Origin of the sequence: Crossiella cryophila, from assembly GCF_014204915.1 — a bacterium.
GTDB classification, from domain to species: Bacteria; Actinomycetota; Actinomycetes; order Mycobacteriales; family Pseudonocardiaceae; genus Crossiella; species Crossiella cryophila.
Map to the genome: position 1 here is coordinate 8,218,767 of NZ_JACHMH010000001.1, position 25,161 is coordinate 8,243,927.

The following is a 25,161-nucleotide window of genomic DNA, read 5'->3' on the forward strand; positions in this document are numbered from 1 at the left end:
GTGGAGCCTACGGGGCCCGCCCGATACTGTGCGCCCTCATGCGGAGCTGGGTGTGGCGGGCACTGGTGCTGGCGGTGCTGCACGCAGCCGCCCAGACCGCGGTAGCCGCCATCCGCGTCCACAACCCCCCAGCCACCCCCCTCACCCAAACCCTCACCCTGGGTTTCCTGGTCGCACTGGTCCTGGCCTGGGGCACCGTCGACGGCCGCCGCCGCCCAGCCTGCGCCATGACCTGGTTCTACACCGGCCTCCTGGCAGGCCCCATCGCCGGCCTACTGGGCGTCCTGGCCCAATCCACCCTGGTGGACGCCACCGGCCTGGAATCCCTGGGCACCGCGATGACCGGCGGAGCGGCCTTCACCGCCCTCCTGATCGCCGGCCCAGCCCTGTTGGGCACCCTGCTCGGCCGCCGCCCACAAACCCCGGCACCCCAGCCACCAGACTCGGCGCCCCAGCCACAAACCCCGGCGACCCAGTCCCCAGGCCCGACGCCCCAGCCACAAGCCCCGGCCACCCAGCCACCGGCCCCGGCCGCGCAGCCTCCAGACCCGGCCTGACCAGGCCACCCACGGCTCACCCAACCTGAGCCCGGCCACCCAACTCAGCCAGGCCACGACGCGCGCCTGTCCGGCGCCCCGCCCCGTTCCCGCCGGTCAGCGCCGGGGCAGCGCACCCACTCGCGGCGTGGTCTCACCCAGCCGAACGAACACCCGGTGCTCAGCCCCGTAATGCACCCCCGAGGCCACCTCGACAAAGCCGAGCCGCCCCGCCAGCCGCAGGCTGGGCTCGTTCTCCGGCCGCACCAACGCCCACACCGCGGGCAACCCCAACCCCTCGAACCCGTGCTCCAGCAACGCCCGCGCAGCCTCTCCCGCCAGCCCGAGCCCCCAATGCGCCCGCCCGATGGACCAGCCGATCTCCACCGCGGGCGCGGGCAGTTCGTGCGAGGGCCGCAGGTGCCCGTAGCCGATGACGACCCCGTCGAGCAGGAAGGTCAGATACCCCATGCCCTCGGGGTAGCTGGCCGAGGTCCGCTCCTCGGCCCACTCCCGCACCACCTCGGGCCTGGACAGATCCCGCCCGAGCCAGCGCGAGGTCTCCGGGTCCGCGAACACCTCGGCCAGCCGCGGCACATCGGCCAGTTCCAGCGGCCGTAACACCAGCCGCCGGGTCCGCAGCAGCGTCGCCACCATCGCCCAGCTCCTCACCAGCACCGTCGGTCCGCTGGGCCAGCATCGCCCAGCTCGGCGTCATCGGTCCACGCCAACACCGTCACGCGGCCCCGCGCCACCACCGTCACTCAGTCCCACACCGGCACCATCGCCGCGCACCAGCGCCTCGGGTCAGTTCCGCGCCGACACCATCTTTCAGGTCCGCACCAGTCGGCGGGGCTGGGTGCGGCTGGGCCGCAGCGACACGTGCACCTCCACCGACTGGCCGAGCTTCTCCTGCCAGCCGACGTTGACGAACCCGGCCCGCTCGGCCACCCGCTTGCTGGGCAGGTTGTCCGGGTGGATCAGCGCCCACACCGCGGGCGCCCCCACCGTGTCGTGCGCGTGCTGGAGCAGTGCCTGCACCGCCTCGGTGGCCAGACCCTTGCCACGGTAGCCGCCGCCGATCGCCCAGCCCATGGACAAGAACGGCGGCGGGAACTGCCGGAAGGCGGACAGGTGCCCGAACCCGGCGGCCACCCCGTCGACCTCGAACACGCAGTGCCCCAGCCCGTCCGTGCGCTGCTCGACCAGGTTCATGGTCAGCAGCGCCCGCAACGCCTCCGGGTCGGCCAGGTCGACCGAGGTGTAGGGCGACCCGTCCAGTCCTTCTCCGGCGAACGCGGTGACCAGGCGTTCCTCGTCACCGGCGGTGAGCGGCCGGAGCACGAGGCGGTCGGTGCGCAGGACCGGCAGGCTCATGCCTTGCCGGCCAACCATCGCAACGCCAGCGCGTAGCCGTCCACACCCAGTCCGACGATCACACCTGCGGCCAGTTCGGAGAGGTAGCTGTGGTGCCGGAACTGCTCGCGCTTGTGCACGTTGGAGATGTGCACCTCGACCAGGGGCGCGGTGAGCGCGGCGCAGGCGTCCCGCACCGCGATCGAGTAGTGCGTCCAGGCCCCGGCGTTGAGCACCACGGGTGTCCGCGCGTCGGCGGCCTCGTGCAGCCACTCCAGCATCTGGCCTTCGTGGTCGGTCTGCCGCACCTCGACCTCGATGCCCAGTTCCGCGCCGGTGCGCAGGCAGAGGGCGATGAGGTCGTCGTGGGTGGTGCTGCCGTACACGGCGGGTTCGCGGGTGCCGAGCCTGCCGAGGTTGGGACCGTTGAGGACGAGCACGTTCACAGCAGCACTCCCCCGGCGGCGGTGTCGTCCTTGGCGATGGCCGAGTAGGCCGCGGCGAGCAGGCTCGGGTCAGGCCCTTCGAGCCTGCCCGGTTTGGCCAGCCCGTCGAGCACCACGAACCGCAGCAGCCCGGCCCGGTTCTTCTTGTCCCCGCGCATGCCCTCCATGAGCTGGGGGAAGGCGTCGGCGTCGTAGCTCACCGGCAGGCCGAGGGACTGGAGCACGCTGCGGTGCCGGTCCACGGTGGCATCGTCGAGCCGCCCGGCGGCCCGCGCCAGTTCGGCGGCGAAGACCAGTCCGACGCTGACCGCGGCCCCGTGCCGCCACCGGTAGCGTTCCCGCCGCTCGATGGCGTGCGCCAGGGTGTGCCCGTAGTTGAGCACCTCCCGCAGAGAGGACTCCTTGAGGTCGGCCGACACCACATCCGCCTTGACCTGGATCTTGCGCCGCACCAGCTCCGCCAGCACCTCGCCTGCCGGGTCGAGCGCGGCCTGCGGGTCGGCCTCGATCAGGTCGAGGATCACCGGATCGGCGATGAACCCGCCCTTGACCACCTCGGCCATCCCGGCGACCAGCTCGTTGCGCGGCAACCCGTCCAGGGTGGCCAGGTCGACCAGCACCGCGGTGGGCTCGTGGAACACCCCGACCAGGTTCTTGCCCGCGTCGGTGTTGATCCCGGCCTTGCCGCCGACCGCCGCGTCGACCATGCCGAGCAGCGTGGTCGGCACGTGCACGACCCGCACCCCGCGCATCCAGGTGCCCGCGACGAACCCGGCCAGGTCGGTCACGGCCCCGCCCCCGAGGCCGATGACGACCCCGGTCCGGTCCAGCCCGATCTTGCCCAGCACCTCCCAGCAGAAGGCGGCCACACCCAGCGCCTTGCCGTCCTCGGCGTCGGGCACCTCGACACGATGCGCGTCGACCCCGGCCGCGGCCAGTTCCGCACGCACGATCTCGGCGGTCTCGGCGAGCGTCGGCTGGTGCACGATGGCCGCCTTGCCCACCCCACGCAGTGTCTCCACCAGCTCGCCCAGCAGTCCCCGCCCGACGATCACGTCGTAGGGCGCGCCACTGTCCACCCGGATCCGCACCGGCTCGGTCATCGTGTCCCTTCCTCAATCCGCGCCTGCGCCACGGCGTCCGTACCCGCGCCGCCCGCCGCCGCGCCGCCCGCTGCCAGTGCATCGGTGCTCGTGGCCAGGCCGCCGAGTGCCGCGGTGACGACCTCGTCCGGGGTCAGCGCGTCGGTGGCCACCTCCACCGTGGCGACCTCCCGGTACAGCGGAAGCCGCGCGTCCAGCAACGCCTTGAACGTGGCCCGCGGGTTGACCCCCGCCAGCAACGGCCGCGCCGTGGACAACCCGGTGCGCCGCACGCCTTCGGCCATGCCGACGTTGAGGAACACCACGGTCTGCTCGGCCAGCAGTGCCCGGGTGCGCTCGGACAGCACCGCGCCGCCGCCCAGGGACAGCACTCCGTCGTGCTCGGTGAGCGCGGCCGCGATGGCCTGCTCCTCCAGCCGCCGGAACACCGGTTCGCCGTCGGTGGTGAAGATCTCCGAGACCGCCTTGCCCGCGGCCTTCTCCACCAGGGCGTCGGTGTCCTGGAAGCCGAGCCCGAGCCGTTGTGCCAGCAGCTCGCCAACCGTGGTCTTGCCGGATCCGGGCGGTCCGACGACCACCGCTCGTGGGCTCACCGGCGGTTCTCCAGTGCCTTGAGGTAGGACTCGACGTTGCGCCGGGTCTCCTCGACGGAGTCACCGCCGAACTTCTCCAGCACCGCGTCGGCCAGCACCAGGGCGACCATGGCCTCGGCGACCACACCGGCCGCCGGGACCGCGCACACGTCGGAGCGCTGACTGATGGCCACCGCGGGTTCGCCGGTCGCGGTGTCCACCGTGTCCAGGGCGCGGGGGACGGTGGAGATCGGCTTCATCGCGGCGCGCACGCGAAGGATCTCGCCGTTGGTGATGCCTCCTTCCAGTCCGCCTGCTCGGTTCGACCTGCGGTTCACTCCGGACGGTCCACTGCCCGGTTCGATCTCGTCGTGCGCCTGGCTGCCACGCCGCCGGGCGGTCTCGAAGCCGTCGCCGACCTCGACGCCCTTGATGGCCTGGATGCCCATCAGCGCACCGGCCAGCCGCGAGTCCAGCCGTCGGTCCCAGTGCACGTGCGAGCCGAGACCCGGCGGCAGCCCGTAGGCCAGCACCTCGACCACACCACCCAGGGTGTCGCCGTCCTTCTTCGCCTCGTCGACCTCGGCGACCATGGCTTCGGCGGCCGCGGGGTCGAAGGCCCGCACCGGGCTGGCGTCGACGGCGTCCAGGTCGGCGGGCGTGGGCAGCACCCCGGCCGGTGCGGCGACGGTGCCAATGGAGATGACGTGGCTGAGCACGTCAGCCCCGAGCACCTGCTTCAGGAACGCCTTGGCCACGGTGCCGAGCGCGGTACGCGCCGCGGTCTCCCGGGCGCTGGCGCGTTCCAGCACCGGTCGCGCGTCGTCGAAGCCGTACTTGAGCATGCCGGGCAGATCGGCGTGGCCGGGCCGGGGCCGGGTCAGGGGTGCGTTGCGCCCCAGGTTGGCCAGCTCCTCCGGATCAACCGGATCGGCGGCCATGACCTTGTCCCAGCGTGGCCACTCGGAGTTGCCGATGCGGACCGCGACCGGCCCGCCCTGGCTGCGTCCATGACGGACACCACCGAGGAACTCGACCTCGTCAGCCTCGAATTTCATCCGGGCCCCACGGCCGTGGCCGAGTCTCCGCCGGGCGAGCTGGGTGGCCAACTCCCCCGTCGTGACCTCCACTCCGGCGGGCAGACCTTCCAACACGGCGACCAGGGCCGGTCCGTGTGATTCCCCAGCAGTGATCCAGCGCAACACGACACGATCCTGCCATGTCAGCCCACTAGCCCAGGACTCCGCCCTGCCCCGCCAGAACCGTGACCAGCCAGGTCGCGGCCAGCAGTCCGGGCCCGTGCGGCACCCCGCGGTGCACGGGCGGCGCCCGCACGCGTGGCCGCCGCACAAGATCGGCGATGACGGTCACCACTCCCGCCAGCACGGTGACGACGATCAGCGCAGGCCAGGACACCGCGGCAGCCAGCCCACCCACACTGGCGGACAGCTTCACGTCACCGGCCCCGAGCGAACCGGGGCTGATCAGGTGCACCGCGAGGTGTGTGAGGAAGAACAAGGCGGCGCCCAGGCCCGCCCGCACCGCCATCCCAGCATCCGGTCCGAACACGGCGGCCAGCGTGATCAGAACCGCGAAGACCGGCACCGCGGAGAGAGTGAACAGGTCGGGCAGCCGTCGGTGGCGGAGGTCGACGGCGGCCAGCGGGACGGCCAGCCACGCGAGCACGACCGGAACCGGCAGCCAGGCCCAGCTCAGCAGACCGGCGCCGGCGAGTCCGGCGGGGATCGCGGTCAGCCCGGCGGTGGCGGGGACGAGCCACGGCGGCGGGAGGGCCGTTCCGCGGGGGAGTCTGCGGAGCAGGGCGCGGGTGGAGGTGCCGACGAAGGTGCCGATGAGGGCGCCGAGAGTGAAGGAGAGGAATGCGGGGAGGTGGGGCATGGCATTGATGCTGCCATATTCGGGGCGGGCGCCTTGACCAGAATGCGTCACACGAAGGTGGGTATTCGGGGAGGGCGTTGGATGATTTCACCGTTGGCAGGCTGAGCAGCCATTTGTGGATAACTGGGGCCTGTGGATTGACGATTTGCAGGATTCTCGGAGGCGCTGGAAAGATTAGAAATGGGGGGTCCCCCTCGCGCGCGGGCGACTAAGGAAGGTAGGGCGTGGGCGACTGTGAGGAGGGCGGGGCGGGCGCGGGTTCTTTGGGGTTTTCGCGGTGCTGTTGGGCTGGGTGCTGGCGGGCTGGGCTGAGGGGCAGAGCTGGATACAGGGGCGGGGAGCCGGGCTGGCAGCTGGGGCTAGTGGCGGACTGCTAGCGGCGGGACGAAGGGGCAGCGGGGTGACGGGGTAGCGGGAGCAGGACAGCGGGGTGGCGGAGATTGCGGCGGCCTCAAGGTGACGAGTCCAGGAAGACCGAGAGGCAGGAAGGCATTGGCGGGGCAAGAAGGGGCAGTGGCGGACGGACCACGAGGAGGGCTTTCGACGAAGAGCGTCGCGAAAGCTGAGGGGGTCGGACTCAGCCGAGAGCTGGGTACCGGCACTGCCAGGGCCGGACATGAATAATCAGGACCGGGGCCGGGATTCGGGTTATGCCTCTTGCGGGCGGCTCGTGTTGCGAAGCCGGAACGGAGAAGGCAAGCCGCGACCAATGCGGAGCTGAGGCCCAGTTGGCAGGTCATGGGGACTGCCGGGAGGCTTGACTTGAGTTCCGAAATACAGGGACCCACCCGACGGACAACGTCGACCTGAACCCAACCCGAGCAGGGTTGCAATACCGAAAATCCGAGAGATCCCGCCAGCGCGCCTCAATGACAGCGGTCGGCGACCAAAAGCGAAAGATTGCCAAGCCATTCGAATGGCCGCTCTCAGGTCAGAAAAGACCGAGAGCGGCCCTCGCGTTTCAGTTCCAGCTGAACAACGCCTCGCCCGCGGTGACCGGGCCGGGCTCGCGCAGGTCGGACAGTTTGTCCGCCGGGGCGTCCAGGGCGACCACCGGGCAGACCGGGGAGTAGCCGGTGGTTTCGATGTCGGCCGGGTTCCAGGTGATCATGGGCTGGCCCGCGCGGACCTTCTCGCCCTTGACCACGTGCTGGGTGAAGCCCTCGCCCTTGAGTTTCACCGTGTCGATGCCCAGGTGGACCAGCACCGCGATGCCGTTGTCGGTGGCCACCACGTAGGCGTGCGGGTGCAGGGTCACCACCGTGCCGTCGACCGGGGCGACCGCCTCGCCGGCCTCGCGGGCCGGGTCGATCGCCAGACCGGGGCCGACCATGGCCTGGGCGAAGACCGGGTCCGGCACCTCGCTCATGGGCACGACCGTGCCGGTCACCGGGGACAGGATCGTCAGGCTCACATCAGGTCCTGGATGTCGTCGTACAGGTTGTCCGCTTCCGGACCCACCACGACCTGCACCACGGTTCCCTGCTGCATCACCCCGTGCGCGCCAGCGGCCTTGAGCGCCGCCTGGTCGACCTTGCCGCCGTCGAGCACCTCACACCGCAAGCGGGTGATACACGCCTCGATCTCCTCGATGTTGTCCGCTCCGCCGAGCCCGGCGAGAATCGCCGCCGCCTTGTCCGCCACCGTGACCTCCTCCAACTGTGCCGTTCGATCCGCGGTGTGCGGATGCTGCCACCAGGGCGACACGAAGCCATAACGGCCGTTGACACCCGTCGCGGTCGCGGAGCATCCTCCCGCACTAACTGGTTTAGACCGGACCGTACCAATCCGCGGGCGGCGGGGCGAGACGGTGGTCCACGAGAAGGACCGGACAGCGACAAGGAGGTGTGCGTGGCCGGCAGCAGCAACATCGAGGACCCGTTCCTCGGACCGGCGGCACGCCTGGTGGAGGGACCGACCCCCAAGCACGCGCAACTGCGCGAGATCCTGCGCCGACTCGCCGAGGAGCACCTGCCCCCCGGCTCCCCGGTGCCCTCGGAACGGGATCTCGCCACGCACTACGGGGTCTCCCGGCTGACCGTGCGCGAAGCGGTCGGCCAGCTCGTCACCGAGGGCCTGCTCAGCCGGGTCCGCGGCAAGGGCACGTTCACCGCGCGTCCGCGGGTGGAGGCACAGCTGCACCTGGCCTCCTTCACCGAGGACATGCGGCGCCGGGGCATGGAACCGGCGACGGAGGTACTCGACTTCGCCGAGGTGGTCCCCCCGGAGAACATCGCGGCGGGGCTGGGACTGCGTCCGCACGAGCCCGCCTACTGGCTGTTCCGGCTGCGTCTGGCCAACGGCACGCCGATGGCCGTCGAACGCGGCTGGTACAACCCGCGCGAGGTGCCAGGGCTCCTCCAGCAGAACCTCTCCCGCTCGCTGTACGGCCTGCTCGCCGACACCTATCGGGTGCAGTTGGACCACGGCCGGCAAACGGTCCTGGCCGACGGCGCCGATCCCGCCACCGCACGGCTGCTGGGTGTCCGGCCCGGCAGTCCGGTGCTGGTCTTCCGCCGCGTCTCCACCTGCGGTGGGCGGCCGGTGGAGGACATGACCTCGTGGTACCGGGGCGATCTTTACCAGGTGACCATGCAGCTCGACCGGAACCTGCCCGGTTCCGGCTCCCACCCCGACCCGGGAGGTACCCGATGAGCGAGGAGCGGTCATGAGCGCCACTCCAGCGACCGGCGGTCGCGAAGTGAAGGGCCTGGCGACACTGCAGAAGCTGGGCCGCAGCCTGATGCTGCCGATCGCGGTGCTACCCGCGGCCGGTCTGCTCGCTCGCCTCGGCAGCGATGATCTACTCGGCTCGTTCTCCTGGTTCAAGGATGCCGCCGCGGTCATCGCGGCCGCCGGTAGCGCCATCCTGGACGGGCTGCCGTTGCTGTTCGCCGTCGGTGTGGCCATCGGGTTCGCCCGCAAGTCCGACGGCTCCACCGCGCTGGCCGCGGTGGTCGGCTATCTGGTGATGCAGGGCGTGTTCAAGGCCCTCTCCCCGGTCGTGCTCGGCAAGGCCGCGGAGGGCGCGAAACAACAGCTGGTCGACTACAAGGTGCTCGGCGGCATCCTGGTCGGTGTGCTGGCCGCGGTGCTGTGGCAGAAGTACCACCGCATCAAACTGCCGCCGTACCTGGCCTTCTTCGGCGGTCGCCGGTTCGTGCCGATCCTGCTGTCAGTGGTCGTCATGATCCTCGCGGTGCCGCTGGCGCTGATCTACCCGTACTTCAACGACGGGCTGACCTGGCTGGGCCAGCAGATCACCGCCAACGTGATCATCGGCGGCGGCGCCTTCGGTGTGCTGAACCGGCTGCTGCTGCCGCTGGGCCTGCACCACATCGTCAACACCACCGTGTGGCAGGTCTTCGGCGACTTCACCGACGCCACCGGCAAGGTCGTGCACGGTGACTACAACCGGTTCCTGGCAGGCGACCCGAGCGCGGGCACCTTCCTCACCGGTTTCTTCCCGATCATGATGTTCGCCCTGCCCGCGGCCGCGCTGGCCATCTGGCACACCGCCAAGCCCGCGCACCGCAAGCTGGTCGGCGGCATCATGCTCTCCGCCGCGCTGACCGCGTTCCTCACCGGCGTCACCGAGCCGCTGGAGTTCGCGTTCATGTTCGTCGCGTGGCCGCTCTACATCATCCACGCGATCCTGACCGGTGTGTCCCTGGCGTTGGTGAACGCGCTGGACATCCATCACGGGTTCTCGTTCTCGGCGGGCGCGATCGACTTCTTCCTCAACCTTGGCCTGGCCAAGAACCCGTTGGGGCTGGCGCTGATCGGCGTGGCGTTCGCGGTGGTCTACTACTTCCTGTTCAGGTTCGTGATCACGAAGTGGAACCTGGCGACCCCCGGTCGCGAGGAGGACAACGCGGCGATCGACCCGAGTGCGGCCGCCGACGCCGAAGAGGACAAGAGCGCTCGGGCCAAGAAGGCCTGAGCGGGCACTACCTAGGAGGAGAAGGACATGCCGGAACTGCGGGTCACGGTGGCCAGCCGGGTCGGTCTGCACGCACGGCCCGCGGCCGTGCTGGCCAAGACCGCGGCGGAGCAGCCGGTGGCGGTCACCATCCGCAAGGAGGGTGGCGAGCCGGTGGCCGCGGCCAGCGTGCTGGGGTTGATGACCCTGGGCGCCATGCACGGTGACGAGGTGGTGCTCGCCGCCGACGGCGAGGGCGCCGAGGCGGCCCTGGCCGCGGTGGCCGCGCTCATCGGCACCGACCTTGACCAGGAGAAACCAGCCTGATCCCACTCCTCTGACCAGCCCTGTGGACAAGCCGCTCGCGGTTGTCCACAGGGCTGGTCGTTGTACACGAAGGGGTCAAGCGGGCCCTGGCGGCTCGCGAGCGGCACGAGCCTGGTGGTACTCCGGAATGGCACGTTCCCTCGCCATCCCAGGAGTCCCCATGCGTTCCCTGCTCCCCTGCCTGCTCGCCCTGACCGCCCTGCTGTTCGGCCAGCTGCCCGCGTCCGCGTCCACCGCGGGCGACTACGTGGCACTCGGCGACTCCTACGCCTCCGGTGTCGGCGCCGGCGGTTACGAACGCGGCAGCGGTGCCTGTAGACGAAGTCGCCATGCCTATCCACAACTGGTCGCGAAAGCCTTAGCCCCCAGCGCTTTCCACTTCCCGGCCTGTTCCGGCGCGTCCACTGTGGACGTGCTGAACCGGCAGCTGGGCGCGCTCGGCGAGCGCACCGCGCTGGTGACGATCACGGTGGGCGGCAACGACCTCGACTTCACCGACGTGATGACCACGTGTGTCCTCAGTGGAGACTCGGGGTGCAAACGCCGGGCGGAGCGGGCCGCCGCGTTCGTCCGGGACGAGCTGCCCGCCCGGCTGGACCGAACCTACGCCGCGATCCGGGCCAGGGCCCCGAACGCCCGGCTGCTCGTGCTCGGCTACCCGCGGCTGTTCGAGACGAAGTCCTGCTCCGGCGGGCTGAGCGCGGCCAAGCGCGCGGCGCTCAACGCGGGCGCCGACCTGCTCGCGGACACCACCGCGGCCAGGGCCAAGGCCGCCGGGGTGCGGTATGTGGATGTGCGGGACCGGTTCGCCGGGCACGGCATCTGCGGCTCGCCCAGCTGGGTCAACCCACTGGTCTCCCCCACCACGGATTCCTTCCACGCCAACAGACTGGGGCACGCCCAGGGGTACACGCCCGCGGTGCTGGAGAGCGGCTTAGCCGGTACCTGAGGGGTGGGCGTGGACCACCCGCCCAGCCCTCGCCCTTGCTACAGCGGGAGTTCCAGCAGGTTGTCCGTGGCGGCGCGCAGGGCCGCGCGCATGGCTTCGCGGGGAGCTGGTTGGCCGGTGAACTGCTCGCTCTGACCGAAAGCCTGGTGCAGCAACATGTCCAGGCCGGTGGCCAGGCGGTTGCCGCGGGCCAGGACCGCGGTGGCCAAGGGTGTCGGGAACGGGTGGTAGATCACGTCCAGCACGCAGGGTGCGGCGGCCAGGGCGGTGGCGTGCGGCTCGGTGGCGGCCGGCGGCACGGTGCTCACCAGGACCTGGGTGTTCGCGGCGAGGTGGGCGAGGTTCGCCTCGGAGAGGAGGATCGTCTCGGTTTTCAGGCCCACCCGGGCGGCGCAGTCCACGGCGTCGGTCGCGCGGGCCGGGTCGCGGACCGCCAGGGTCAGTTCGGTCAGGCCCAGTTCGGCCAGGGCGACGATCGCCGCCAGGGCGGTGCCGCCGGCGCCGAGGATGGTGGCGTGGCCGTGGGTGAGGCGGGTGATGCCGCCGGCGGCGCGCAGGGCGCCGGTGACGCCGTCGACGTCGGTGCAGTCGGCTCGCCAGCCCTGCTCCGGCAGTGGGGTCAGCGTGTTGGCGGCGCCGACCAGGCGGGCTCGTTCGGTGGCCTCGGCGGCGAGGTCCAGGGCGAGGCGTTTGCCGGGCATGGTCACCGAGAAGCCTGCCCAGGGTGGATCCGCCTGGGTGGCTTCGGTGAGCAGGGCGGGCAGGCGTTGCTCGTCGCACTCGATCCGCTCGTACTGCCAGCCGGTCAGGCCGAGCGCGGCGAAGGCCGCGTTGTGCAGGACGGGCGAGAGCGAGTGGGCCACCGGAGCGCCCAGGATCGCCGCTCGCCGCGGCGCCCTTGCCCGGTGTGGATCAGCCCGGTGTGGGTCAGTAGGCGCCACGGGCGATGGCCTCAGTGCGGTTCGCGTTGTGCTGGGCGTTGGTTTCGGCGAAACAGGAGGTGCCGTCCTTGTAGCACTTGACGAAGAAGATCCAGGGCCCTGCCTCGGGCTTGGTGGCGGCCAGGATGGCCTCGGTGCCGGGTGAGGCGATGGGAGTGGGTGGCAGGTTGGTGTTGGCGTAGGTGTTGTACGCGCCCGCACGCTCCCGGTCGTCCTTGCTGGTGCGCACCAGCGGACGGTCCAGGGCGTAGTTGATGGTGGAGTCCAGCTCCAGCTTCATGTCCTTGGCCAGGCGGTTGTACAGCACCCGGGACACCTTGGCGAAGTCCTTGGTGATGCCCTCGCGTTCGATCAGGGAGGCGATGACGAGCACGTCGTAATCACTGAAGCCGGTGTCTCTGGCGATCTTGGGCATGCCCACGGCCTGGAGCCGGGTGGCCGAGGTGCTCAGCACGGCTTTGAGCAGTTCCTCGGGTGAGGCGCCTGGCTTGACGTCGTAGCGGCCCGGCACGATCAGGCCTTCCAGCCGGTGCTTGGGATCGGCCTTGCTCACGCCGCCGATGGCCCAGTCGGGCACACCGATGGCGGCGGGGTCGGCCTTCTCCATGACCTGGCGGATGGCGTCGGCGGTGACGCAGGTGTCCTTGCCGTTGACCTTGGCGCAGCTGGCCTCGGCGATGCGGGACAGGATGCCCGGGTTGACCTTGTTGTCGGGCTGCTTGGTGTCGTAGAGCTGGTAGCCGCCCTTGACCTCGAAGTCGCCGACGCGGGCTTCCTTCTCCAGCAGCCGGGAGCCCGCGGTGGCGCCGGACATCTTGGTCTTGAGGAGGTAGTAGCCGGGCTGGACGCCACCGAGCTTGGAGTTGGCCTCGGCGGCCTCGGTGTAGGCGCGGGCGCTGGCGACCACGCCGGCGTCGGCGAGGGTCTTGCCGGTCTTGGAGATGGTGCCGGCCTCGATCTGCACGACCACGTCGGACTCGCCGGAGCCCTCGTAGTCCTCGTAGGAGCCGAGGCCGATCAGCTCCAGGGCGCCCATCCACACGCCGACGCCGATGACCACGGCGGCCACGCCGGCGCCGATCAGCAACTTGGTGCGCTTGGCCTTCTTGTCACGTGCCGTGCGCTCCTCGGAGGAGTGCTGCCCCTCGTCGAACAACCCGAGATCGTCGCTGCTCACCGATTCTCCTCGCCGCGTACGGCCACCGCGTTGGCCCTGGCGTCCAGCCAGAACTGCAGGATCTCCACGGCCGCCGCCTGGTCGATGACGGCACGCTGCCGCTTGCCCTTGACGCCGCGCTGACTGAGCATCCGCGCGGCACTGACGGTGGTCAGGCGTTCGTCGGTCAGCCGGACCGGCACCGGCGCGATGCGCTCGGCGAGCCGGTCGGCGTAGGCGGTCGCGGTCTGCGCCGCGTCGCCGTGCCGGCCGGCCAGGGTCCTGGGCAGGCCCACGATCACCTCGACCACCTCGTGTTCGCTGACGAGGGCGACCAGCTCGTCCAGGTCCCTGCCGGTCTTCTCATCACGCGACAGGGTAACCAGCGGGGTGGCCAGCATGGGGGCGGGATCGCTCAGGGCGATGCCGACCCGGACCGAGCCGACGTCCACGGCGAGCCGCCGCCCCGGGCCCACGTCGTGGGCGCCGGGGCGGTCAGGCTGGCGTGCGGGCTGGTCAGCGCCGGTCACGATCCGCCCAGGCTGCGGTGCAGGGCGGCGATGGCGGCCGGTACGCCGCCGGGGTTGTCGCCGCCGCCCTGGGCCATGTCGGGCTTGCCGCCGCCGCGGGCGCCCAGGTCACCGGCGAAGCTCGGCACGAGCTTGCCGGCGGCGTGGCCGAGGTCACGGGCGGCGGAGGTGGTGGCCAGCACGAAGGCGACCTTGCCGGCGTCCGGGTCGACCGAGAACAGCGCGACCACACCCGGGCGGGAGCCCAGGCGGTTGCGGACCTCGGTGGCCAGGGCACGCAGGTCGCCGGCTGGCACGCCGTCGGGGATCTGCTCGGCGATCACGGACAGCTCGCCGAGCTGGATGGCCCGGTCGGCGATGTCGCCGGCGGAGCGGAGCACCTCGCCGACGCGGAGCTGCTCGATGGTCTTCTCGGCGGCCTTGAGCTTGGCCAGCACGCCGGAGATCCGCTCGGGCAGTTCGGCGGCTGGCACCTTGAACTGGTCGGCGAGCTGGGTGACCAGCAGGTGTTCCTTGTTGATGTAGCGCACGGCGTCCATGCCGACCAGGGCTTCGACGCGGTGCACGCCGGAGCCGATGGAGGCGTCGCCGACGAGCTTGACCACGCCGAGCTGGGCGATGTTGCGCACGTGGGTGCCACCGCACAGCTCACGGGAGTACTCGCCCATGTCGACCACGCGCACCGAGTCGCCGTACTTCTCCCCGAACAGGGCCATGGCGCCCAGCTCGATGGCCTTGTCCATGGTGGTGGTGAACGACTTCACCTCCACGTCCTCCTGGAGGTAGGCGTTCACCTCCTCCTCGACCTCGGCCAGCACCGAGCCCGACACCGGGCCGGGGGTGGTGAAGTCGAAGCGCATCCGGCCGGGCGAGTTGAGCGAACCGGCCTGGGCGGCGCGCTTGCCGTAGGCGCCGCGGACGGCGGCGTGCACCAGGTGGGTGGCCGAGTGCGAGCGCTGGATGGCGTTGCGGCGGGCCACGTCGACCTCGGCCTCGACCACGTCGTCCAGGCCGATCTCGCCGGAGACCACGGTGGCGCGGTGCACGAACAGGCCGGGCACGCTGCGCTGCACGTCGGAGACGGCGAGTTCGGCGCCGGCGCTGAGCAGGCGGCCGGTGTCGGCGATCTGGCCGCCGCCCTCGGCGTAGAAGGGAGTGCGATCCAGCACGAGTTCGACCTCGGTGCCCGCGCCGGCCTTGGCGACCGGCCGGCCGCCGACGAGCAGGCCGACCACGCGGGCCTGGCTCTGCAGGTCGGTGTAGCCGAGGAACTCGGTCGGTCCGTGCTGCTCCAGCACCGAGCGGTACACGGTGAGGTCGCCGTGCCCGGTCTTGCGGGCGGCGGCGTCGGCCTTGGCGCGGTTGCGCTGCTCGGCCATGAGGGTCCGGAAACCCTCCTCGTCCACGGTGAGGCCCTGCTCGGCGGCCATCTCCAGGGTGAGGTCGATGGGGAAGCCGAAGGTGTCGTGCAGCTGGAAGGCCTTGTCCCCTGGCAGCTGGGTGCTGCCGCCGGAGCGGGTTTCCTGGGCGGCGGTGTCGAAGATCCTCGAGCCGCTGGAGAGGGTGGCCAGGAAGGCGTCCTCCTCGGCGCGCATGACGGCGTCGATGCGGTCGAAGTCGGTCTTCAGCTCCGGGTAGGACGGGGCCATGGCGTCGGCGACGACCTGGGTGAACTCGCCCAGCACCGGCTCCTGCACGCCGAGCAGGCGGATGGAGCGCACGATGCGGCGGAGCAGGCGGCGCAGCACGTAGCCGCGGGCCTCGTTGCCGGGGGTGACGCCGTCGCCGACGAGCATCACGCCGCTGCGGGCGTGGTCGGCGATGACCCGGAAGCGCACGTCGTCGATCTGGTCAGCGCCGTAGCGGCGGCCGGAGAGTTCCTCGGCCTTGGCGATGACCGGGCGGATCAGGTCGGTCTCGTAGACATTCGGCACGCCCTGCAACAGCATGGCCACCCGCTCGATGCCCATGCCGGTGTCGATGCTCTTGGCCGGCAGGTCGCCGAGGATCGGGAAGTCGGTCTTGCCGGTGCCCTCGCCGCGGAGGTTCTGCATGAACACGAGGTTCCAGAACTCCATGTAGCGGTCGCCGTCGGGCTCTTCGCCGTCACCCTGGTCGATGAACTCCGGGCCGTACCGCGGGCCGCGGTCGATGAGGATCTCCGAGCACGGACCGCAGGGGCCCGGCACGCCCATGGACCAGAAGTTGGGGCCCTTGCCCAGGCGGATGATCCGGGACTTGGGCACGCCGATCTTGTTGTGCCACAGGTCGTATGCCTCGTCGTCGTCCTCGTAGACGGTGGTCCACAGGACCGACTCGTCGAGGCCGTAGCCGCCTTCGGAGGCCGGCTTGGTGACCAGCTCCCAGGCGAGCTGGATGGCCCCGTCCTTGAAGTAGTCGCCGAAGGAGAAGTTCCCGGCCATCTGGAAGAAGGTGTTGTGCCGGGTGGTCTTGCCGACCTCGTCGATGTCCAGGGTGCGCACGCACTTCTGCACGCTGGTGGCGGTCGGGGACGGCGGCGGGGCCTCGCCGAGGAAGAACGGCTTGAACGGCACCATGCCGGCGTTGACGAACAGCAGGTTCGGGTCGTCCAGGATCAGCGAGGCGCTGGGCACGACGCGGTGGCCGTTGCGTTGGAAGTGGTCGAGGAACCGCTGGCGGATGTCATGGGTCTGCACGAGATGTCCTAGGTGTGGCTGCGCGCCGGGGCGCGGGGTTGACGGGTGGTCGGCGGGGGCGGCGAAGGGCTAGGGGCGTGGGCTCAGCCCTCCGCCCAGCGCGCTCGCCGGCTCCCCTCCGATCCGCTCCGTGGCGACTCGTCCAGACCGGTCAGCCAGCCGGCGTCGTCGGCGCGGTGGGCGCCGGTGTCGCGGCTGTTCTGGGCGCGGGGGCCGGAATCCCGGCCGCCGGTGCCGTGGCCGCCGAAGTCCCGGCCACCGCTGTCGCGGCCGCTGGAGTCCCGGGCGCCGGTGCCCTGGCCGCCGGACTCGCGGGCCGGGCGGTTGCGCCTGCGCGAGCGGGAACCGAGGGGTTCCTGGGCGCGGGCGACCACGTCGGCCAGTTCGTCCTCGCGTTCGGTCATGCCCGCGCGGACGTCAGCCCCGAAGGAGCCGACGGCACCGGCCAGCTCGCGCACGGCGTCACCGAGGTTCTCCGCGATGCCGGACGGGGTGAGCTGCTTGGTGGTGGCGGTGGCCTTGCGGGCGATCGCCACTCCGGCGGCGACCCCGAGGCCGAGCCAGAACAGCCGCCTCATCGCTTACCACTCCTGCGGGCGCTACGCCGGGAGTGCCGTCCGGTGGGCTCCATGGCGGCGGTGCGCTTGCGCCGGGCGCGCAGCGCCTTGCTCACGCCGTAGGAGAACGCGGCGGCCTTGACCAGCGGTCCACCCAGCGTGGCGGTGAACAGGGAGGTCAGCGCGGAGACGTTGCCGCTGACGGCGCGGGCGTTCGCGGTGATCCCGTCCACCCGCTCGAGCTGGGTGTTGACGTGGTTGAGGGTGGTGTTGGCGCCGGTGAACAACGGATCGGTGTTCTCGTGCGCCTTGCGGATGGCGATGGTGGCCTCGTCCAGCGTGCGGCCCAGCTTCAGCAGCGGGATCGCGAGCAGCAGCACCAGCAGCACGAAGGCGCCAGCCGCGACCAACGCGGCAATCTGCCCTGGTGACACGAGCCCTCCATGCGTTGTCGAAGTCGGTGGTCCACGGCGCCGCGACGGGAGGGCCCACGCGCGGTCACGCAGGTCTTCAGGCGTGTCGCAGGCGCTGTGGATGATCGGGGACAGGTTACCGCGCCGGTGTCGTGGACCTCACGCCGGTTACTGCTGGGGTGACTCGGCGGTCGCCGCCACGCGCAGAGTGGTGAGGGTTGGCTCGGGTGGCCGGTGATCGGCCCAGCGCGGGTTGCTGCGGGTGGCCGAGTGATCGGCTCGGTGCGGGTTGGTGTGGGCGACCGGGGTCGGCCCGGCGTGGGTGGGCGGGGCTCAGCTCTGGTCGCCTCTGATCATGCGGCGCAGCTTGGGCACCCGGTCGGCCAGTACGCGTTCGGCGCCGCGGTCGACCGGTTCGTAGTAGTCCACGCCGATGAGGTCATCCGGTGGGTACTGCTGGGTGAGCACGCCCTCGGCGACGTCGTGCGGGTACAGGTAGCCCTTGGCGTTGCCGAGTTTGGCCGCGCCCGCGTAGTGGCCGTCGCGCAGGTGTGGCGGGACGGGGCCGGTGGCGCCCTTGCGGACGTCGGCCTGGGCGGCGCTGATGGCGAAGTTGACCGCGCCGGACTTGGGTGCGGTGGCCAGGTGGATGGTGGCCTGGGCCAGGGCGAGGCGGCCTTCGGGCATGCCGATGAGTTGCACGGCCTGGCTGGCGGCGACCGCGACCTGCAGCGCGGTGGGGTCGGCCATGCCGATGTCCTCGCTGGCGTGCACGACCAGGCGGCGGGCGATGAACCTCGGGTCCTCGCCCGCTTCGATCATGCGGGCCAGGTAGTGCAGGGCGGCGTCGACGTCGGAGCCGCGGATGGACTTGATGAAGGCGCTGGTGACGTCGTAGTGCTGGTCGCCCTGCCGGTCGTAGCGGACGGCTGCCTTGTCCACGGTGGCCTCGACGGTGGCCAGGCTGATCTCGGTGGCGCCGGTGCTGGCGGCGGCGTCGGCGGCGGCCTCCAGCGCGGTCAGCGAGCGGCGGGCATCGCCCGCGGCGAGGCGGACCAGGTGGTCCTCGGCGTCGGCGGCCAGGGTGAGCGCGCCGCCGAGGCCGCGCTCTTCGGTGACGGCGCGGCGGACGACGGTGCGGATGTCCTCGTCGGTGAGTGATTTGAGTTGCAGCACCAGGGAGCGGGACAGCAGTGGGGAGACCACGGAGAAGAACGGGTTCTCGGTGGTGGCGGCGACCAGCAGCACGGTGCGGTCCTCGACCGCGCCGAGCAGGGCGTCCTGCTGGGTGCGGGAGAAGCGGTGCACCTCGTCGATGAACAGCACGGTGGACTCGGCGGTGCGGCCGAGCCTGCGTTTGGCCTCGCCGATGACCTCGCGGACCTCCTTGACCCCGGCGTTGAGCGCGGACAGCGCCACGAACCGGCGGCCGGTCGCTAGGGAGACCAGGGTGGCCAGGGTGGTCTTGCCGGTGCCGGGCGGCCCGTAGAGCAGCACGGAGGCGGGGGCCGCGCCCTCGACCAGGCGGCGCAGCGGGGCGCCTGGGCCCAGGAGGTGTTGCTGGCCGACGACCTCGTCCAGGGCGCGCGGGCGCATGCGCACCGCCAGGGGCGCGTTGGCCGTCAGGTGTTCCTCCGCTTTCTCCTGGGCTTCGGCCGCGAACAGACCACTTTCGTACAGACCGTCGTCCACGTGCGGGACGCTACCCGGCAAGGCTGACAGTTCCCGGCAGCGGTGTGCGAGGATCAGTACCCGTGCCGTCACCTGCCGTTCAGCTCCGTGTCGTGTTGCTCGCGGGTCCTTCCGGATCGGGCAAGTCCCACCTGGCCGCCGAACTCGGCTGGCCGGTGCTCAACCTCGACGACTTCTACCGCGACGGCGACGACCCGGCGATGCCGGTGGACGAGTCGGGTCGCGCGGACTGGGACCACCCGGATTCCTGGAACACCCGGGCCGCGCTGAACGCGATCGTGGAACTGGCGAGCACCGGGGTGGTGCACGCGCCGGTGTACTCGATGAACGAGGACCGGCGGGTCGGCACGCACGAGGTCCGCGCGGACGGCCCGTACTTCCTGGCCGAGGGCCTGTTCGCGGAGCGCCTGGTGGCGGACTGCCGGGTGGCGGGGGTGCTGGCGGACGGGATCGTGCTCGCGCCGAACCGCCTGGTGACCTTCGTGCGCCGGTTCGCCAGGGATGTGGCCGAGGCGCGCAAGCCGTGGCCGACGCTGGTGCGGCGCGGGGTGAAGTTGCTGCGGGAGCAGCCGGGGGTGGTGGCCAGGGGGAGCGCGGCCGGGCTGCGGGCGCTCACGCCGGGGCAGGCGCTGGCGCAGCTCACGGCGCTCGCGGCGGCTCCGGCCGAATCGCTGGCGCGGGTGAGCTGAGCCTGGGCTAGCAGCGGGCTGACCGGGTGCGACACCGTAATTCGACCGGCTCCTTACCGGCGGATGAACACCTGAACGGCCGCCTTCTCGACCAGGCCCGGTCACGCCAGAGTGCTGAACATGAATCATCCTCTGGACCGGCGGGCCGTGCTGCGCGCCACCGGAGCCGCGGCCCTGGGTGTGGCCGCCGCGACTGCTCTGCCCACCACGAGTCTGGCCGCTGCCGCTGACGTCCCGGTTTTCGGGCACGGCGTGGCTTCCGGCGATCCGTTGCCCACCGGCGTGCTGCTGTGGACCCGGGTCACCCCCACCCCCGAGTCGACGCCGGGTTCCGGGGTCGGCCCCGAGATCGAGGTGCGCTGGGAGGTGTCCACCGACCCCGGGTTCGGCGTGCTGGCCGCCGCCGGGGTCACCAGCACCGGACCGGCTCGCGACCACACGATCAAGGTCGATGTCGGCGGCCTGTCCCCCGCCACCGACTACCACTATCGCTTCACCGTCTCCGGGGTCCGCTCCCCCGTCGGCCGCACCCGCACCGCCCCGGCCGCCGACGCCGCGGTGTCCCGGCTGCGTTTCGGCGTGGTGTCCTGCTCGAACTGGCAGGCCGGGTACTTCGCCGCCTACCGCTACCTCGCCGAGCGCGGGGACCTGGACGCGGTGCTGCACATGGGCGACTACCTCTACGAGTACGAGCCGGGCGGGTTCCCGGTCGGCAGCTACGTGCGGCCGCACATGCCGCCGCGGGAGACGGTCAGCCTGGCCGACTACCGGCAGCGGCACGCCCAGTACAAGACCGACCCGCACCTGCAGCGGCTGCACGCGAGTTGTCCGTGGATCACCACCTGGGATGATCATGAAGTCGCCAATGACGCCTGGTCAGGGGGTGCGGGCAACCACACCCCGGGTACCGAGGGCGAGTACGCGGTGCGCAAGGCCGCGGCGCACCGGGCCTACTTCGAGTGGATGCCGGTGCGCAACGCCGGGGACCGGCTCTACCGGCGGCTGCGTTTCGGCAAGCTCGCCGAGCTGACCATGCTCGATCTGCGCACGCACCGGTCGCAACAGGTCAAGGCGCTCTCCGGGGAGGTGGACCGGCCGGATCGGACCATCGCCGGGGCCGAGCAGTTGCGCTGGCTGATCGACGGGCTGGTCGGCTCGAGCGCGCAGTGGAAGCTGGTCGGCACCTCGGTGATGATCACGCCGACGCTGATCCCGCCGCTGCCCGCGGAACTGCTCGGGCCGCTGCTGAAGTTGCTGGGCCTGCCCCAGGAGGGCGGGGCGGTGCTCACCGACCAGTGGGACGGCTACACCGCGGACCGCCGCAAGGTGCTCAAAGCCTTGGCGGAGCACAAGGTCAAGGACACCGTGTTCCTCACCGGGGACGTGCACTCCTCCTGGGCGGCGGACATCCCGGCGGACGCGGGCCTGTACCCGCTGAGCCCATCCCTGGCCACCGAACTGGTGTGCACCTCGGTGACCTCGGACAACATCGACGATGTGCTCAAGGTGCCGCCGCGCACCGCCTCGGTACTGGTGGAGAAGGCGATCACCGGGCTGAACCGGCACATCAAGTGGGTGGAGTACGACTCGCACGGCGCCTCGGTGCTGGAGGTCACCCCGGCGGGCACCCAGATGGACTGGTACTACCTGGCCGACCGGACCAAGCCGGACAGTGCGGTGCGGCACGGGCGTTCGTTCCTGGTCAAGGCCGGGACGCAGCGCGTCCAGTCAGTGACGAATCCCCTGGTGTGACAAGGGACCCGGGGGCCGCTGTCTCCCGCGACAGCGACCCCCGGTCCTCGCTCAGCCCACGCGGTAGGCGCGGACCAAGGTCTCGGTGACCGAACCGCCGTCGGCGTCGATCGCCTTGGTACGCAACGAAACGAACCCACCGGCCGGGTTGGTCACCTTGGCGGTCCAGGACTTCCCGGCGGGCAGCACCGGGACGGGCTGCCAGGTGGCGCCGTCGTCGGTGGAGACCTCCATGGTCACCGCCACCGCGCCCCGGCCACCCGAGCCGCTCTGGTGCGCGGCGTTGACGGTGAAGGCGAACTCGCCCTGCTTGGCCCGGTTGGCCAGGTCCAGGGGCAGGTCATAGCGGATGTCCAGCAGCGGCAACGAGGTCTCCTTCGCCGTCCGTCCACTGTGGAACTTCCAGGTGGCACTGGACTTGGTGCCCAGGTCCACCCCTGGCAGCGCGCGAGTGCCCGCCACGGTCAGCTCCAGGGGCTGACGCCGCTCCGGCACGTCCACGGTGGCGATACCGGGGACGTCGCTGCCGCCGATCCGTTTCCCGTTGGCGGACAACGAGGTGCTGCCCTTGTCGAAGTCCGGGCTGAAGTAGCCGCTGGCGGGCAGCCCGCCGGATTGGGTGAACATCGGCAGCTCCACCCGGACCTTGTCGCCGGTGCGGGTGATCGCGGGCCGGTGCAGTTCCGGGCCGAACGGGCCGGTGAACAGCGACTGCTTCACGATCTGCCCGGCGCGGAAGGTGACCGGCAGGGTTTCCTGGATGCCGTAGGCCGCGTTCTGGGTCTGCCCGACCGCGGCGCCGGTGATCCACTCCAGACCGGGCGTGTAGTACACGTCGAGTTCGACGGGCACCCGGACCGGGGCTACCGATCCGAACCACATGCCGCCGACCTGCACGTTGGCCTGGATGTCGGTGGCCAGTTCGCCGGTGCCGGGCTGGGCGATCCGGGTGCGGGCCTTGCCGAGGTCCTTGGCCGCGTGCGGCCAGTCGATCCCGTCCGGCAGCTTCCCGGTGATCCGGTCGTGCAGCACGTACAGGCTCGGCGAGTTGGCGACGCCGCGGATGGTGACGCTGCCACCGGGCTGGGCGCGCAGTGCGGCACTGGCCGCGCCGTAGATATTGATCACCGGGCCGGTCCACTCCGGCCGGTACTCGGCGCCCGCGTCGTCCAGGATCACCCCGGCCGCCCCTGCCGTGAACGCGGCGGCGATCCGCCGGTTGATCTCCACGGTGGGCTGGCGGCCGGGCTGCATCAGCGCGAACGCGCCGCGCACCTCGACCTTGGCGATCTCCTCCGGGGTGCCGCCGCCGGTGTCGGCGACCTTGGCGGTGCGTTCACCGCGGAAACCGAGGGGGTTGAGGTCCCTCGGGTTGAGTTCGAGGTCGCCGAGCTTGGCGGAGAGCAGCGGCCGGTTCCAGGAGGTGTTGCTGTACAACACGATTCCGGGCGCGGGCGCGCTGGCCACCACGAACTCCCGGCCCGGCTTGGACACCATGGACACCCCGGCGCGCTGTTTGCCGGGCAGGTCGGAGAACACGCCGACCTCGTGGCCCAGCTGGAACGGGGTCTGCACCGCTTGGGGGTCGTCCACCCGCACCCGGACCGGTTTGGCCTTGCGGCCGTCCAGGACGATCTCCACATCCCGGTCGACGGTGATCTCCTGCACCAGCTTGACCCGGTCGGTGAACACGCCGTAGGGCAGACCGGGCGGGTACTCGGTGTCGATCACCTGACCGATCACCCGGTACCGGCCCGCGGGCACGCCCTCGCTGCTGTTGTGCAGGATCCTGGCCTTGCCGGTGTCCAGGTCCTGCAGCACGACCACGGTGGACGCGTCGGTCTTGCCCTGGTGGCTGAAGGACTTCACGGTGACGATGTGGTCGGCCGGACGCCGTTCGGCCACCACCGAGGTGCGCAGTTGCACGCCCTCGCCGGTGGCGGTGAGCCGGGCGCCGACCAGGCCGGTGGCCTTGGTGAAGTCGGCGGTCACGGTGACCTCGGCCGAGCCCTTGGCCGGCACGGTGACCTGTTCGGCGTCGGCGGTGAGCAGGCCGCCGTGCGCGGGCAGGTCCAGCTTCAGCGTGACCGGGCGGTCGGAATCGTTGCTGTACTTCAGTTTCCGCTTCTCCGGCTGTTCGCCGCCGGTGGGCACGCTGCCCATGGACAGCGAGGCCGGTTCGACCCGCACCCGCTGCTGGTGCGCCCGCGCCAGGTCCAGCCTGCCCACGCCCTGCCCGAAGACGTCCACGCCGGTGAGCGGGGCGGCGGTGCCCATCAGCGCGGCCTTGAGCCTCTCGCCGGTCCAGCCCGGGTTCTGCTGGGCCAGCACGGCCGCGGCGCCCGCGACGTGCGGGGTGGCCATCGAGGTGCCGGAGATCCGCAGGTACTGCTCGCTGACCGCGAACTGCGGCAGCGCGCCGGCGGCGCGGGCGGCCACGATGTCCACGCCGGGCGCGGTGATGTCCGGCTTGGCGGCGTGGTCGAGGTGCCGGGGGCCGCGCGCGGAGAACGCGGCGAGCTGCCCGGACTTGGTGCTCGCGGCCACGGTCAGCGCCGCGTCGGCCGAGCCGGGTGACTCGACCGCCTCCTGCGAGCCGTTGTTGCCAGCGGCGATGACGAACAGGGTGCCCTTCTGCGCGGAGAGCGTGTTCACCGCCTGGGACAACGGATCCGTGCCGTCGGTGGGCGGGCCGCCCAGGCTCATGTTGACCACCTTGGCGCCCTGATCGGCCGCCCACTGCATGCCGGCCAGGATCGAGTCCTCCGGGCAGTACTCGTCGCAGACCTTGCCGATGAGCAGGTTGGCGTCATAGGCGATGCCGCGGTACCGGCCCCCGGAAGCCTTGCCGGTGCCCGCGATGGTGGAGGCCACGTGCGTGCCGTGGCCATTGGTGTCCTGCACGGGAACGCCCTGGAGGAAGCTCTCCGCGGCGGCGACCCGGCCTGCCAGATCCGGGTGCTGCTGGTCGTAGCCGGAGTCGAGCACGCCGACCTTCACCCCGGCGCCGGTGCCCCCGGCCTGCCAGGCCTGCGGCGCGCCGATCACCGCCGCGCTCTGGTCCAGGTTGAGCGAAAGCCTGCGGTTGAGCCAGAACTTGCCCTCAGCCGCCCGCAGTGAGGGCCCGGTCAGCGAGGCCCAGAACTCCCCGGCGCGCTCGGTCGGCCGGGTCAGCGCGGTGACGCCCAGCGCGGGCAGCTCACGGGTGACCGTGCTGGCCGCCGGCAGGTCCCGGCGGGCCCTGGACTGCGGCGGCCGGGTCAGCAGCACCGGCAGCGCGCCGGTCTCGTCGAAGCGCTGCCGCAGCAGTTCGGTGACGTCGAACAGGGTCTCGTCCAGCCGGCCCGCGCGCACCAGCGGCAGCGCGTCGGCGGGGTAGACGAACCGGTGCCCGTTGAGGATCACCTTGTGGAAGGCCAGGTCCTCGCGACCGGGGCCGGGCCGGACGGTGACCACGTCCTGGCCGCGCACCACCACCTGGTCGCCGCTGAGCAGGGTGATCACGCGTTGCGCCGGTGCGGCTGACGGTGGTGGTTCGGCGCTCGCCGCGGCCGGGGTCAGCGCCGACCCGGCCAGGGCGAGCAGCGCCACGGTCGCGCCCCAACGGCGACCGTGGCTGAAGTACGTCCCCATGAATGCTCCC

At 71.4% G+C, this 25,161-nt stretch carries 24 protein-coding genes; 7 read left to right on the plus strand and 17 right to left on the minus strand.

The genetic code is table 11. The features are described 5' to 3' along the window. Nucleotides 1–38: 38 nt before the first annotated feature. A complete protein-coding gene (locus tag HNR67_RS35210; protein ID WP_185007005.1) occupies nt 39–557 on the plus strand; it encodes a hypothetical protein in 519 nt (172 codons plus the stop codon). A 96-nt stretch (nt 558–653) separates the two neighbouring features. On the opposite strand, the gene HNR67_RS35215 is transcribed toward HNR67_RS35210, so the two are convergent. The 9 genes from HNR67_RS35215 to HNR67_RS45990 all read right to left on the minus strand — a co-directional run bounded on the left by HNR67_RS35215 (nt 654) and on the right by HNR67_RS45990 (nt 7,883). Next, complete coding sequence (locus HNR67_RS35215; RefSeq protein ID WP_185007007.1) at nt 654–1,193, minus strand: GNAT family N-acetyltransferase; 540 nt, start codon at nt 1,191–1,193, stop codon at nt 654–656. A gap of 174 nt (nt 1,194–1,367) precedes the next feature. Then, nucleotides 1,368–1,913, minus strand: a complete 546-nt coding sequence (locus HNR67_RS35220; RefSeq protein ID WP_185007010.1) for a GNAT family N-acetyltransferase — start codon at nt 1,911–1,913, stop codon at nt 1,368–1,370. Continuing rightward, entirely contained in the window at nt 1,910–2,338 is a 429-nt protein-coding gene (gene aroQ / locus HNR67_RS35225) for a type II 3-dehydroquinate dehydratase (protein ID WP_185007011.1), read from the minus strand. Before aroQ ends, HNR67_RS35220 begins: the two co-directional genes overlap by 4 nt. After that, on the minus strand, nt 2,335–3,441 hold the full coding sequence (aroB, locus tag HNR67_RS35230) for a 3-dehydroquinate synthase (protein ID WP_185007014.1): 1,107 nt from the start codon (nt 3,439–3,441) through the stop codon (nt 2,335–2,337). Before aroB ends, aroQ begins: the two co-directional genes overlap by 4 nt. Next, nucleotides 3,438–4,034: a shikimate kinase gene (locus HNR67_RS35235; RefSeq protein ID WP_185007015.1), complete on the minus strand. Its 597-nt coding sequence runs from the start codon at nt 4,032–4,034 to the stop codon at nt 3,438–3,440. Before HNR67_RS35235 ends, aroB begins: the two co-directional genes overlap by 4 nt. Next, a complete protein-coding gene (gene aroC, locus HNR67_RS35240; RefSeq protein WP_185007017.1) occupies nt 4,031–5,218 on the minus strand; it encodes a chorismate synthase in 1,188 nt (395 codons plus the stop codon). The genes HNR67_RS35235 and aroC overlap by 4 nt, the downstream gene beginning before the upstream one ends. A gap of 25 nt (nt 5,219–5,243) precedes the next feature. Then, entirely contained in the window at nt 5,244–5,912 is a 669-nt protein-coding gene (locus HNR67_RS35245; protein WP_185007019.1) for a prepilin peptidase, read from the minus strand. A gap of 961 nt (nt 5,913–6,873) precedes the next feature. Further along, entirely contained in the window at nt 6,874–7,326 is a 453-nt protein-coding gene (locus HNR67_RS35250) for a PTS sugar transporter subunit IIA (RefSeq protein ID WP_185007021.1), read from the minus strand. Then, the gene (locus HNR67_RS45990) at nt 7,323–7,883 is read right to left on the minus strand and encodes a glucose PTS transporter subunit EIIB (protein ID WP_308301013.1); all 561 of its coding nucleotides are present in this window, start codon (nt 7,881–7,883) and stop codon (nt 7,323–7,325) included. The genes HNR67_RS35250 and HNR67_RS45990 overlap by 4 nt, the downstream gene beginning before the upstream one ends. Here HNR67_RS45990 and HNR67_RS35260 point away from each other — a divergent pair. The 4 genes from HNR67_RS35260 (at nt 7,764) to HNR67_RS35275 (ending at nt 11,110) form a co-directional block, all read left to right on the plus strand. Beyond that, nucleotides 7,764–8,567, plus strand: a complete 804-nt coding sequence (locus HNR67_RS35260; RefSeq protein WP_312988776.1) for a GntR family transcriptional regulator — start codon at nt 7,764–7,766, stop codon at nt 8,565–8,567. The genes HNR67_RS45990 and HNR67_RS35260 overlap by 120 nt on opposite strands. Nucleotides 8,568–8,580: 13 nt before the next feature. Then, nucleotides 8,581–9,855, plus strand: a complete 1,275-nt coding sequence (locus HNR67_RS35265) for a PTS transporter subunit EIIC (protein WP_185007025.1) — start codon at nt 8,581–8,583, stop codon at nt 9,853–9,855. Nucleotides 9,856–9,882: 27 nt separating this feature from the next. Next, a complete protein-coding gene (locus HNR67_RS35270) occupies nt 9,883–10,161 on the plus strand; it encodes an HPr family phosphocarrier protein (protein WP_185007027.1) in 279 nt (92 codons plus the stop codon). Between the two features lie 160 nt (nt 10,162–10,321). Further along, entirely contained in the window at nt 10,322–11,110 is a 789-nt protein-coding gene (locus tag HNR67_RS35275) for an SGNH/GDSL hydrolase family protein (RefSeq protein ID WP_185007028.1), read from the plus strand. Between the two features lie 38 nt (nt 11,111–11,148). On the opposite strand, the gene HNR67_RS35280 is transcribed toward HNR67_RS35275, so the two are convergent. The 7 genes from HNR67_RS35280 to HNR67_RS35310 form a co-directional block, all read right to left on the minus strand. Continuing rightward, on the minus strand, nt 11,149–12,051 hold the full coding sequence (locus HNR67_RS35280) for a shikimate dehydrogenase (protein ID WP_185007031.1): 903 nt from the start codon (nt 12,049–12,051) through the stop codon (nt 11,149–11,151). Beyond that, nucleotides 12,038–13,228, minus strand: a complete 1,191-nt coding sequence (gene mltG / locus HNR67_RS35285) for an endolytic transglycosylase MltG (protein WP_185007033.1) — start codon at nt 13,226–13,228, stop codon at nt 12,038–12,040. The genes HNR67_RS35280 and mltG overlap by 14 nt, the downstream gene beginning before the upstream one ends. Next, nucleotides 13,225–13,737, minus strand: a complete 513-nt coding sequence (ruvX, locus tag HNR67_RS35290; protein ID WP_185007035.1) for a Holliday junction resolvase RuvX — start codon at nt 13,735–13,737, stop codon at nt 13,225–13,227. The genes mltG and ruvX overlap by 4 nt, the downstream gene beginning before the upstream one ends. Next, a complete protein-coding gene (gene alaS, locus HNR67_RS35295; protein WP_185007037.1) occupies nt 13,734–16,415 on the minus strand; it encodes an alanine--tRNA ligase in 2,682 nt (893 codons plus the stop codon). Before alaS ends, ruvX begins: the two co-directional genes overlap by 4 nt. An 83-nt stretch (nt 16,416–16,498) precedes the next feature. Then, a complete protein-coding gene (locus tag HNR67_RS46800; protein WP_407645156.1) occupies nt 16,499–16,993 on the minus strand; it encodes a hypothetical protein in 495 nt (164 codons plus the stop codon). Beyond that, entirely contained in the window at nt 16,990–17,406 is a 417-nt protein-coding gene (locus HNR67_RS35305; protein ID WP_185007039.1) for a DUF948 domain-containing protein, read from the minus strand. Before HNR67_RS35305 ends, HNR67_RS46800 begins: the two co-directional genes overlap by 4 nt. A 312-nt stretch (nt 17,407–17,718) precedes the next feature. Then, complete coding sequence (locus HNR67_RS35310; RefSeq protein WP_246493825.1) at nt 17,719–19,050, minus strand: replication-associated recombination protein A; 1,332 nt, start codon at nt 19,048–19,050, stop codon at nt 17,719–17,721. A gap of 119 nt (nt 19,051–19,169) precedes the next feature. Between HNR67_RS35310 and HNR67_RS35315 the strand changes: the two genes are divergently transcribed. Continuing rightward, entirely contained in the window at nt 19,170–19,766 is a 597-nt protein-coding gene (locus HNR67_RS35315) for a uridine kinase family protein (RefSeq protein ID WP_312988778.1), read from the plus strand. 120 nt (nt 19,767–19,886) lie between these two features. After that, nucleotides 19,887–21,518 carry an alkaline phosphatase D family protein gene (locus tag HNR67_RS35320; RefSeq protein ID WP_185007044.1) on the plus strand — a complete coding sequence of 544 codons (1,632 nt, stop codon included), beginning with the start codon at nt 19,887–19,889 and terminating at the stop codon, nt 21,516–21,518. Between the two features lie 51 nt (nt 21,519–21,569). Here the strand turns inward: HNR67_RS35320 and HNR67_RS35325 are convergent, their stop codons facing one another. Then, on the minus strand, nt 21,570–25,151 hold the full coding sequence (locus HNR67_RS35325; protein ID WP_185007046.1) for a S8 family peptidase: 3,582 nt from the start codon (nt 25,149–25,151) through the stop codon (nt 21,570–21,572). Between the last annotated feature and the right edge of the window lie 10 nt (nt 25,152–25,161).